The sequence below is a fragment of the Pseudomonas sp. FSL W5-0299 genome, from assembly GCF_005930655.1.
GTDB classification, from domain to species: domain Bacteria; phylum Pseudomonadota; class Gammaproteobacteria; order Pseudomonadales; family Pseudomonadaceae; genus Aquipseudomonas; species Aquipseudomonas mandelii.
In genome coordinates this window covers 1-10380 of sequence record NZ_RXHX01000070.1, presented here as the reverse complement: position 1 = coordinate 10380, position 10380 = coordinate 1, and the positions used below count along the sequence as shown (strand labels likewise).

Sequence of the window (10380 nt, the reverse complement as noted above, 5' to 3'; positions counted from 1 at the left end):
AATGTTTGGCTGTTCATCAGGGCCAGAAGTGACATAGCCGCGACTCGTACGTTTCAAACGCGAAGAACCCCCAGTGGTCTGCCGATCACTGGGGGCTTTTGTTGGCCACAAGACCGGCCGGTTTCGCCGGGCACCGTCGGTCTACCTCGCAAACCTCCTCGCACCCACCACACACAAAATCACCGCAACAGTGACTCCGAGCATGCCGAGGCTGACCTGCTCGTGAAGCAACGTGGCCGCCAGCGCCAATCCAAAAAACGGCTGTAGCAGCTGCAGCTGGCCAACGGCTGCAATCCCCCCTTGGGCCAATCCGCGATACCAGAATACGAAGCCGATCAGCATGCTGAAGAGCGACACATACGCCAGGCTCCACCAGGCCGGCGCGCTGATGCCCGAGAACGAAGAGGGCGTCAGCCACCAGGTCAGTGGCGCCACGATCGGCAGTGACACTACCAGCGCCCAGGAAATCACCTGCCAGCCGCCCAGGGTTTTGGAAAGCTTCGCCCCTTCGGCATAACCGAGGCCGCAGGCAAGAATGGCCAGTAGCATCAGGATGTCGCCGGCCGGCGAAGCGGTGAGCCCCTGGGAAACGGCGAACCCGACCACCAGTAAACTGCCCAGGACCGAGAAGAACCAAAAGGCCGGCCGGGGACGCTCGCCGCCGCGCACCACCCCGAACGCGGCGGTCGCGAGTGGCAACATGCCGACGAAGACAATGGAGTGCGCGGACGTCACATATTGAAGCGCCAGCGCCGTCAGCAGCGGAAACCCGACCACCACGCCCAGCGCGACGATGACCAAGGGCAGCATCTGGTGGCGCGCAGGGCGCTTTTCCTTGAACAGCCACAACATGCACAGCGCCAGCACGCCGGCGATGGTGGCTCGGGCGACGGTCAGAAAGACCGGCTCGAATTCCAGGACGGCCACCCGTGTCGCGGGCAGCGAACCGCTGAAGATCAGGACGCCGATGAGTCCATTGATCAACCCGCTGGTGTTCTTTTCCACTGTCTGGTTTTGCAGCTTCGATGTGCGTTCCATTTGGCGTCCACTCAAGGGGCGGGGTTGCGTTCAGCGCATCGTATGACCGACTATCGATACAATCAAAAAATTGTCATGGATACATTTCCCTATGCCTCGCTCCCGGTACAAGTCGCTGGTGGACGCCTTCGCAGCCGATATCCGCTCAGGGCGTTTGCCGCCCGGTACGCGCCTGCCGACTCACCGTTTGCTCGCCGCCAGCCATGGCTTGGCCTTGGTCACTGCCAGCCGGGTCTATGCAGAGCTGGAGGCCATGGGCCTCGTCAGTGGCGAAACGGGGCGCGGGACTTTCGTCCGGGAGACTTCGCTGCCGCCCAGCCTGGGCATTCATCAGCCCAGCGTGGCGGCGGGGATGATCGACCTCAACTTCAACTATCCCTCGGTACCGGGGCAGGCCGATCTGCTGCGCAATGCCTTGCGTCAGCTCGCATTGTCGGGTGACCTGGAATCCCATCTGCGCTATCAACCGCACGCGGGGCGCCTGCATGAGCGGGCATCGGTCGCGCGCCATCTGGAGGTGCGCGGGCTGACGGTACAGGCCGAGCAGGTGTTGCTCGTCAGTGGCGCGCAGCATGGTTTGACGGTGGCGTTGATGGCGCTGCTGCAACCGGGGGACGTGATCGCGGCCGACGCCTTGACCTATCCAGGGTTCAAGGTGCTGGCTGAAACGCTGCATCTGGAAGTCGTGCCCATTCCCGGGACCGACACCGGGCCGGATCTGGAGGCGCTGGAAAAGCTCTGCCGGATCCGATCGGTGCGAGCCGTCTACACCATGCCGACGCTGCACAATCCGCTGGGATGGGTGATGGCCGCCGATCAGCGTGAACGCCTGGTGGCGATTGCGCGCCAGCATGACCTGCACATCATCGAGGACGCTGCCTACGCGTTCCTGGCCGAAGACTCGCTGCCACCGCTCGCACAATTGGCCCCCGAAAGAACGGTGTACGTTTCAGGCTTTTCCAAGAGCGTCGCCACCGGGCTACGCGTCGGATTCGTCGCTGCGCCCCTGCAAACCGTGCCCGCACTGGAGCGCACGATCAGGGCGACTACCTGGAATACCCCCGGGGTGATGACGGCGATTGCGTGTGCGTGGATCGATGACGGCACCGTCAGCCAGCTCGAAGCGCAAAAACGTGCAGACGCACAGGCCCGCCAGGCCGTGGCCGATCAGCACCTGGCCGGCCTGCACTTCGTGCGCCATCCATCCTCCTACTTTATCTGGCTGCCCTTGGCGGAAGACGCACGAGCCGACCAGATTGCCATGGCATTGATGCGCGAGCAGGTGGCGGTCTCGACCGCCGAACCGTTCGCGACTTCTGTCCATGTGCCCCACGCAATCCGCCTGGCGCTGGGTTCGGTGGACTTGGGCGCACTTGCCGTGGCACTGGAGAAAGTGAAGCGGGTGGTGGGGGCGTACACGTAGCGAAGTCATTGCCCGGGTGTGATCACTTCGCTAGCCACACACCCATAACCACAACCATGACCTACGCTTGTTCACAGACGCATGTTCAGAGAGCAGGGTTTGCTCCTGAGCGCGATTCAATCGGCACCCCACAAAAATAATATCGGGAGAGTCCCTATGCTTGCCTTGCTCCGTCGATCAAGCCGCTTCATGGCAATTGCCGTCACCGCTGCCGCGCTCGCGGCACCGGCGTTTGCGCTGGACACCGTCAAGTTCATGGCCCCTGGCTCGGTCGGTGGCGGCTATGACCAGACCGCACGGGATCTGGGCAAAGCCCTGGTCGAGGCCAAGGCGGCCAAATCCGTCACCTTCGAGAACAAGGGCGGTGCTGGCGGTACGCTCGGGCTGGCGCAATTTGCTAACAGCACCAAGGGCGACCCGAATGCGCTGCTGGTGGTCGGGGCGATCATGGTCGCAGGTATTGAACAGAACAAACCGCAAATCACCTTGAAGGACGTGACACCGATTGCCCGGCTGTTCACCGAATACAACGTCATTGCCGTACGCAAGGAGTCCGAGTTCAAAACCCTGGAGGACTTGCTCAAAGCCTTCAAGGACAAACCCTCCAGCATCACGTGGGGCGGGGGTTCCAAGGGGTCGATTGATCACATCGGGATCGCCGACCTGGCCGGCAAAATGGGAATCCCCGTCAACAAGGTGAACTACGTGGCGTTCGCGGGTGGGGGCGAAGTGGTGGCGCAGGTACTCGGAGGCCAGATCAAGGTGATCACCGGAGGTTATGCCGAACTGGGCCAATACATCCGCAACGGCCAGTTCCGGGTGCTCGCCATCGGCGCGTCCGAGCGCATAGCCGGCATCGACGCGCCAACGCTCAAAGAGAGTGGCTACGACGTGATCATCGGCAACTGGCGCGGTGTTTACGGTGCCGCGGGCCTCACACCCGAGCAGCGCAAGGAAGTGACGGACGCCGTGCTGGCCGCCGCCGCCAGCGATGGCTGGAAAGCCAATGTCGAGACCAATAAATGGGCGCCCAACCTTCTGACCGGCGATGAGTTCGGCAAATTCGTCGACGAAGAACACGTGCGGCTGCGCGCGATGCTGGTCGAGGTCGGGTTGATTGCGAAATGAACCCGACTCGTAGAATCCTGCCGGTGCAACTGGCGATTGGCCTCGGTGTGGTCGCCATCAGTACAGTGTTGGCGCTCGGCGCCAACCGCTTTCCTGAGGAAATGGGTTTCGTCATCCTTGGCGCTCACGTCTATCCCTACGCATTAGCGGTGTTCCTCGGTGTGGTCGGTCTGTTGCTGTGTTATCAGGCCGTCACCGGTGGTTTTCGCGAATTGGCCGATCACGAAGACGAGTCTGCCAAGGCGCTGCCCGGCGGCAAACTCGGGGCTGCCTGGGTGACCGCGGGCCTGGTGGGCGTGGCAGTGCTGATCAACCTCATCGGGTTCGTGCTGTCGGCGGGGTTGTTGTTCGCCTGTTCAGCCCGGGGGTTTGGCAGTCGTCGCCCGGTGCGCGACCTCGCCATCGGCATTGCCCTGACGCTGCCGATTTACTGGCTGTTCAACGCCGGGCTCGGCGTGTCCCTTCCGCCCCTGATCAACGCCTGGATCTGAGGAGGTAAAGCACGGTGGACATTCTCTCAAGCCTGGCCATCGGTTTCGCCGCCGCGCTGACCCCGATCAATCTGATGTGGGGGTTCATCGGCTGCCTGCTCGGCACGGCCATCGGTGTGTTGCCGGGGATCGGACCGGCACTGACCGTTGCGCTGCTGTTGCCGATCACGGCCAAGGTCGACCCCACCGGGGCGCTGATCATGTTCGCCGGGATCTATTACGGCGCTCAGTTCGGCGGCTCGACCACGTCCATCCTGCTCAATACCCCCGGGGAATCGTCGTCCATGGTCACGGCCCTGGAAGGCAACCTCATGGCCCGAAACGGACGGGCAGGGCCGGCCCTGGCGACGGCGGCTATCGGGTCGTTTGTCGCCGGCACCATCGCGACGGTCCTGCTCACCTTGTTTGCGCCCATCGTTGCCACGTTGGCGCTGAAGTTTGGTCCGGCGGAGTATTTTGCGATTCTGGTGCTGTCCTTCACGACGGTGTCGGCAGTGCTCGGCGCTTCGATGCTGCGGGGTTTCGTCTCGCTGGGGATTGGCTTGACGATTGGCTTGATCGGCCTGGATTCGACCTCGGGCATTGCCCGCTACACCCTGGGCGTGCCGGAGTTGGTGGATGGCATTGAAGTCGTGCTCGTGGCAGTCGGTTTGTTTGCCGTGGGCGAGGCGTTGTACAGCTTGCTGTATCAAAAAGAAGAAGCGTCCGGTCGGCACCGGCTGACGTCTTTGTGGATGACGCGGGCCGACTGGAAGCGCTCGATTCCTGCCTGGCTGCGGGGCACTCTGATCGGTTTTCCTTTCGGCTCCATTCCGGCCGGTGGCGCTGAAATCCCGACCTTTTTGTCCTATTCGGCCGAACGCAAACTGAGCAAGTTTCCCAAAGAGTTTGCAGGCAGCAAGGGCGAGGGTGCCATCGAAGGCGTTGCCGGCCCCGAGGCCGCCAACAATGCCAGCGCGACCGGTTCCCTGGTGCCGCTGCTGACGCTGGGCATTCCGACTTCCGCCACGGCTGCAATCCTGTTGGCCGCGTTCCAGAACTACAACCTGCAACCGGGGCCGATGCTGTTCCAGACCTCGGGTGATCTGGTCTGGACCCTTGTCGCCTCGCTGTACATCGGCAACGTCATCTTGCTGGTGTTGAACCTGCCGTTGGTGGGGTTGTGGGTCAAGTTGTTGCAGATTCCCCGACCGTACCTGAACGCCGGCATTCTGGTGTTCGCCACCATTGGTGTATACGGCATGCGCCACTCTTCGTTCGACCTGCTGCTGATGCTGGCAATCGGTTGGGGCGGGGTGCTGATGCGGCGCTTCGATTTCCCTGTCGCGCCGGTGATCGTGGGCATGCTGCTGGGGCCGATGGCCGAAAAACAGCTGCGCAACGCGTTGTCCATCAGCGAAGGTGACTGGATGATCTTTCTGACGCAACCTATCGCCGCGTCGTTTCTCGCGCTGACCCTGTTGGTGTTGATCGTGCCCCATCTGCTGCACGCTCGGGGCATCAAGTTGCATGAGGATGATTAGGCAGTTTTCTTCAATACGCAGGGCAGGGCGCTCAGTACCTTGGGCGCTGGTTTTCCTGAATTGAAGAAGGTGTGCGATGAGTCTGATTATCTCCATGGCCACATTTGCCCTGGTGGCGTCGATAACGCCGGGTCCGGTCAACATTGTCGCGTTGAGTTCGGGGGCGCAGTTCGGCTTTCGCGCCAGTCAGCGGCATGTGGCCGGGGCCACGTTGGGCTTTGTGTTATTGCTGGTGTTGATGGGCCTGGGGCTGCATGAGGTGTTGCGCATCTGGCCCGCGCTGACACAGGTGGTGCAACTGGCGGGCGTGGCGTTTTTGTTGTTCATGGCCTGGAAGCTTGCGGCAGACGATGGTCGCATCGACGCCAAAGAGTCACGCCGGGCACCGTCGATGCTGTATGGCGCGGTGATGCAATGGCTTAACCCGAAAGCCTGGCTGGCGTGTGTGGCGGGCATGGGCGCCTTCGTCGCGGACGGCGAGGCGCGGTTGGTCTGGCAGTTTGCAGCGGTGTATCTGGTGATTTGCTACGTGTCGGTGGGGTGCTGGGCGTATGCCGGAACTTTCCTGCAGGGTTATCTGAATAACCCTGCAGGCATGCGCTTGTTTAACCGCGTCATGGCGCTATTGTTGGGGGCGAGTGCCGTGTATCTGCTGGTTTCCTAGCCCCCGGCCACTCACCTCAATCGAGACCGTGCAGCAAACTGAACTCATTTTTTATCAACGGTGTGCTTAGCCTCGATACTGTCCCGGTGTCGCTGCCAGATGCTGTTTGAATACCCGCTGGAAATGCGCCTGATCGGCAAATCCCGCTTCCAGTGCTACCTCCGCAATCAACTTGCCATTGCGCAGTTGATCACGGGCGAACTGGATACGCCGGTTGACCAGAAAGGCATGGGGCGTCATGCCGTAATGGTGCTTGAAGGCGCGAATCAGGTAGGACGGAGACAGTTGAGCCGCGTCGCAAATATCTTCGAGCTTGAGTGGGTGTGTACAGTTGTCACGAATGTAGTCGGCGGCCCGTTCCAGCTTGAAATTGGGTTCGCGCAACGCTTGATCGACCGGGTTTAGCCGCTGTTGCACATCGGTAAAAAACTCCACCGCCGCACTGTGTTTGCACAACACGTCCTGCCAGGGATCAACCAGTATTTCGTACAAACTGTTGAGGCCGTCGAACAGTTTGCCATCGCGGGTGTGGGTGACGGAAAACCGCCTGAAGGCGGAGTCCTGGCTGAAGCCGAGCTGACGCTGCAAATCGGTCAGCCAGGGCGTTTCGACGTACAGCATCAAGTATGACCACGGCTGGTCGTCGATCGGATTGCAGGCATGGACATCATCAGGGTTCATCAACACCACGGTGCCGGCGCTGACCTGGAACTGCGCTTGCTCATGAAGGTAAGTACTGCGCCCGGCGGTGATCGCGCCGATGGAAAAGTGCTCGTGGGAATGCCGGGTGTAGCAGACCTCGCGGCCGTCGGCGATGGAACGGGCCTCGATGAAGGGCAGGGCATCGTCTCGCCAGAAACGGGGTGCTGTGTCAGCGTCTTTGGCAAAGGTGTGCTTCATCGTCAATGTCCTCGGCAGGCCAGCAACGGAGTGTATTAGCTCTCGCCGTCAAAGGCTCGTCGCAACGCGGCAATGTCGAGCTTTTTCATCTGCATCATGGCTTGCATGGCGCGTTGGGATTTCTTCGTGTCGGGGTCTTTGAGCATGTCCATCATGGCGACCGGCACGATCTGCCAGGACACGCCGAACTTGTCCTTGACCCAACCGCACTGCTCGTTCTGCGGATGGGCGGAAAGCGAGCCCCAGAAATAGTCGACTTCTTCCTGGGTCTGGCAGTTGACCTGAAACGAAATCGCTTCGCTGAACGTGAACACCGGGCCGCCATTGAGGCCTGTCATGGGCTGCCCGTCGAGTTCGAAGCTGACCGTCATCACAGAGCCTTCGGGCATGCCATGAACCTCCTGGCCGGCCTTGCCGTAGTGAGTGATGGCGGTGATTTTCGAATGATCGAAGATCGAACAGTAAAACTTCGCTGCCTCTTCGGCCTGATTGTCGAACCAGAGGCAGGGCGTCAGTTTTTGCACGCGTTGCATGATGAAGCTCCTCTACGGGTGATTCATGCTGGATTATCAGCGTAGCCAGCTTGTAGTCGATTGGCTGGACCGTAGATCGACATTTACCCTTAGGTCTTAGTGTGCGATTGAGTCAAAATGACACTTATATGAGTCATATAGACCATTAACGAGAGTGGTCCTTATGACTCATATCGCTTCAGGGTGCTGATTTGGAAGGATTAAAAAACTGGCATGAGACTTGATACGTAAAACGTACAACTGAACTGCTTCAGGAGTACGGAAAAATGTTCGAGTTCTTCAACAATCCTCAGAACGTTCTGAACCTGTCGAGTCGCGTGCTGGGCGCGGGTCTGGCACTGCTTTTGGCGGGCATCTACGGCGCGTATCTCTACGGCGGCCATGTGCCAATCGTGGCGCTGGTGATGATGCATGCCATGACCATCGTCGGGCCGACCTTGCTCAAGATCGGCTACGTGATGCGCCTGCTGGCCCAGCATCGGTTGAGTAAAGGTTTGGTCAGGGCGTTGGCCTGATGCGCAGACTCGCCGCTGCCCCCCCTTTTCAGTCTCGGCGTTCGACCCTTCTTTCTGGCGATCGCCGGTGCGAGCCGGGTGTTTCCGGTACCGTTTTCCGGGTGGGGGCTGGGACTCTCGGCGCTGCTGTGGAGCGGCGCTTTCGGCCAGTTTTTCATGCACTACACCAGCATCCTGCTTAAGCCGAGACTCTAACGCCCAAGGCCGCCGCGATCAGCGATCCACTGCGTGGCCATGTCGATGAAAGCGCGCAGTTTCGGTTGAGTCTGGGTACGGCTGGGGAAGTACAGGTACAACCCCGAACTCAGCGGCACAAACGGCTGCAGCACTCGCTCCAGCTGACCGTTCGCCAGCTCGTCGATGATCTCCAGGTTGCAGGCGTAAGCTAATCCGAGCCCGTTTCGGGCGGCGCTGATCAGTAGCTTGCGATCATTGACGAGCACGCTACTCTCGACGCCCACCGTGAAGTCTCGCCCGTCGCGGCGAAACTCCCAGCGATGCGCGCTGCCGGAGCTGGCGAAGCGGAAGCCGATGCACGCATGCCGGGTCAGTTCTTCCGGGCTGAGCGGTTTGCCGGCCTTGGCGAGGTACGCTGGCGAACCCACCACCGACCATTGCAGGTCCGGTGTCAGGCGCACGGCGATCATGTCTTTCTCGATGGACTCTCCCAGCCGGATCCCGGCATCGAAACCGCTTTCCATCAAGTCGACTGTGGCGTCGTCCAATGAAATGTCGAGGCTGACCTGCGGATAAGCCTGGCGAAACAGCGGCATCAGCGGCTCGATCAACAAGGCGCCGGACAGGCGTGGCGCGGTGATGCGCAACGTGCCCATCGGTTGGTCGCGAAAACCGCTGAGCACCGCCAAAGCTTCGTCGATTTCACTGGCCGCCGGACGCAAGCGAGCGAACAGGCTGGCGCCAGCCTCGGTCAACGCCACCCGGCGCGTAGTGCGCTGGAACAGCAACACGCCGGTGCGCCGCTCGAGCAGTTTGATCGCGTGGCTGACCGCCGTGGGCGTCACCGCCAACCGGGTGGCGGCGAGGGTGAAGCTTTTGTGCTCGGCCACCGCCAGAAACTCGGTCAAGCCATCGAAAGGATCGTGATTCATATCGGCGCCATTATGAAAGACAGTTTCATAGTGCTTGTAACACGAGGGCATTTTTCAGACCAATCTTCCTGCGTACCTTGTGCTCACCCCAACCCAAACAAGGAACTCGATTCATGACCACTTCCCACACCTTCAAACGTGTCTGGCTCATCACTGGCGCTTCGCGCGGTATCGGCGCCAAGATCGCGGCCGCTGCACTGGCCAATGGCGACGCCGTGGTGGCCACCGCCCGTGATGCCAGCAGCGTCACCCAACGTTTCGGCACTCAACCTGCGTTGCTCGCCGTGTCCCTGGATGTCACCAACGAAGCGCAAGGCGTTGCGGTCGCCAAGGCCGCCATCGAGCATTTCGGGCGCATCGATGTGTTGGTCAACAACGCCGGCTTTGGTTTGCTGGGCGCGGTGGAAGAAGCCAGCGCCGATGAAGTGCGCCGCGTGTACGAAACCAACGTCTTCGGTTTGCTGAACATCACTCGGGCCGTGTTGCCATACATGCGCGCCGCCCGCAGTGGGCATGTGATCAACCTGTCTTCGGTGGGTGGTTACGCGTCGGGGCCGGGGTTTGGCGTCTATTGCTCGACCAAGTTTGCCGTCGAAGGCCTGAGCGAGGCGTTGCACGCCGAGTTGGCACCTGTGGGCGTCAAAGTCACCGTGGTTGAGCCTGGATATTTCCGGACCGAATTCCTCGAGGGCAACTCCCTGGTCGAATCCCCGTCGACGATTGCCGACTACGACAGTACGGCGGGTGAGGTGCGCAAAATTGCCAAGGCCGTGACCCTGAACCAGCCGGGCGACCCGGACAAGCTCGCCCAGGCCATGATTATCCTGGTGGAAGCGAAAAAGGCACCGCTGCGCTTGCCGATGGGCAGTGATTGCGTCGCGGCGATCGAAGCCAAGAACGCCTTCGTCGCTGATGAATTGCAGACGTGGCGCGAGGTCTCGGTGTCCACCGATTACTGATCGCAATCTTTGTGGCCAGGGAGCTGCTGTGGCGAGGGCGCTTGCTCCCGCTGGGCTGCGAAGCGGCCCCAAACCCTCCAAACCCGGTACATCAGAA

11 protein-coding genes are annotated in these 10380 nt (G+C 60.9%); 7 read left to right on the top strand and 4 right to left on the bottom strand.

From position 1 onward, the window contains the following. Positions 1-141: 141 nt before the first annotated feature. Positions 142-1038 (bottom strand): DMT family transporter, encoded by an 897-nt coding sequence (locus FHL16_RS33300; protein WP_077750513.1) that lies wholly within the window; start codon positions 1036-1038, stop codon positions 142-144. Between the two features lie 91 nt (positions 1039-1129). On the opposite strand from FHL16_RS33300, the gene FHL16_RS33295 reads away from it, so the two are divergent. The 5 genes from FHL16_RS33295 (at position 1130) to FHL16_RS33275 (ending at position 6267) form a co-directional block, all read left to right on the top strand. Beyond that, positions 1130-2461 (top strand): aminotransferase-like domain-containing protein, encoded by a 1332-nt coding sequence (locus FHL16_RS33295; protein WP_077750512.1) that lies wholly within the window; start codon positions 1130-1132, stop codon positions 2459-2461. Between the two features lie 156 nt (positions 2462-2617). Then, positions 2618-3589: a tripartite tricarboxylate transporter substrate binding protein gene (locus FHL16_RS33290; RefSeq protein WP_077750511.1), complete on the top strand. Its 972-nt coding sequence runs from the start codon at positions 2618-2620 to the stop codon at positions 3587-3589. After that, on the top strand, positions 3586-4080 hold the full coding sequence (locus tag FHL16_RS33285) for a tripartite tricarboxylate transporter TctB family protein (RefSeq protein WP_077750510.1): 495 nt from the start codon (positions 3586-3588) through the stop codon (positions 4078-4080). The genes FHL16_RS33290 and FHL16_RS33285 overlap by 4 nt, the downstream gene beginning before the upstream one ends. A 14-nt stretch (positions 4081-4094) precedes the next feature. Further along, on the top strand, positions 4095-5603 hold the full coding sequence (locus FHL16_RS33280) for a tripartite tricarboxylate transporter permease (protein ID WP_010459748.1): 1509 nt from the start codon (positions 4095-4097) through the stop codon (positions 5601-5603). A 76-nt stretch (positions 5604-5679) separates the two neighbouring features. Continuing rightward, on the top strand, positions 5680-6267 hold the full coding sequence (locus FHL16_RS33275) for a LysE family translocator (RefSeq protein WP_010459750.1): 588 nt from the start codon (positions 5680-5682) through the stop codon (positions 6265-6267). Between the two features lie 66 nt (positions 6268-6333). On the opposite strand, the gene FHL16_RS33270 is transcribed toward FHL16_RS33275, so the two are convergent. Together FHL16_RS33270 and FHL16_RS33265 are read right to left on the bottom strand one after the other, a co-directional pair. Further along, positions 6334-7167 (bottom strand): AraC family transcriptional regulator, encoded by an 834-nt coding sequence (locus tag FHL16_RS33270; RefSeq protein ID WP_077750509.1) that lies wholly within the window; start codon positions 7165-7167, stop codon positions 6334-6336. Between the two features lie 35 nt (positions 7168-7202). Then, positions 7203-7700 (bottom strand): VOC family protein, encoded by a 498-nt coding sequence (locus FHL16_RS33265; RefSeq protein WP_077750508.1) that lies wholly within the window; start codon positions 7698-7700, stop codon positions 7203-7205. A 266-nt stretch (positions 7701-7966) separates the two neighbouring features. Here FHL16_RS33265 and FHL16_RS33260 point away from each other — a divergent pair, with 266 nt between their 5' ends. Further along, positions 7967-8215, top strand: coding sequence for a transmembrane sensor/regulator PpyR (locus FHL16_RS33260; protein ID WP_077750507.1), 249 nt, complete (start codon positions 7967-7969; stop codon positions 8213-8215). A gap of 191 nt (positions 8216-8406) precedes the next feature. Here FHL16_RS33260 and FHL16_RS33255 read toward each other — a convergent pair whose 3' ends face one another. After that, on the bottom strand, positions 8407-9324 hold the full coding sequence (locus tag FHL16_RS33255; RefSeq protein ID WP_077750506.1) for a LysR family transcriptional regulator: 918 nt from the start codon (positions 9322-9324) through the stop codon (positions 8407-8409). Positions 9325-9437: 113 nt separating this feature from the next. Here FHL16_RS33255 and FHL16_RS33250 point away from each other — a divergent pair, with 113 nt between their 5' ends. Beyond that, positions 9438-10283: an oxidoreductase gene (locus tag FHL16_RS33250; RefSeq protein ID WP_077750505.1), complete on the top strand. Its 846-nt coding sequence runs from the start codon at positions 9438-9440 to the stop codon at positions 10281-10283. Positions 10284-10380 lie beyond the last annotated feature (97 nt).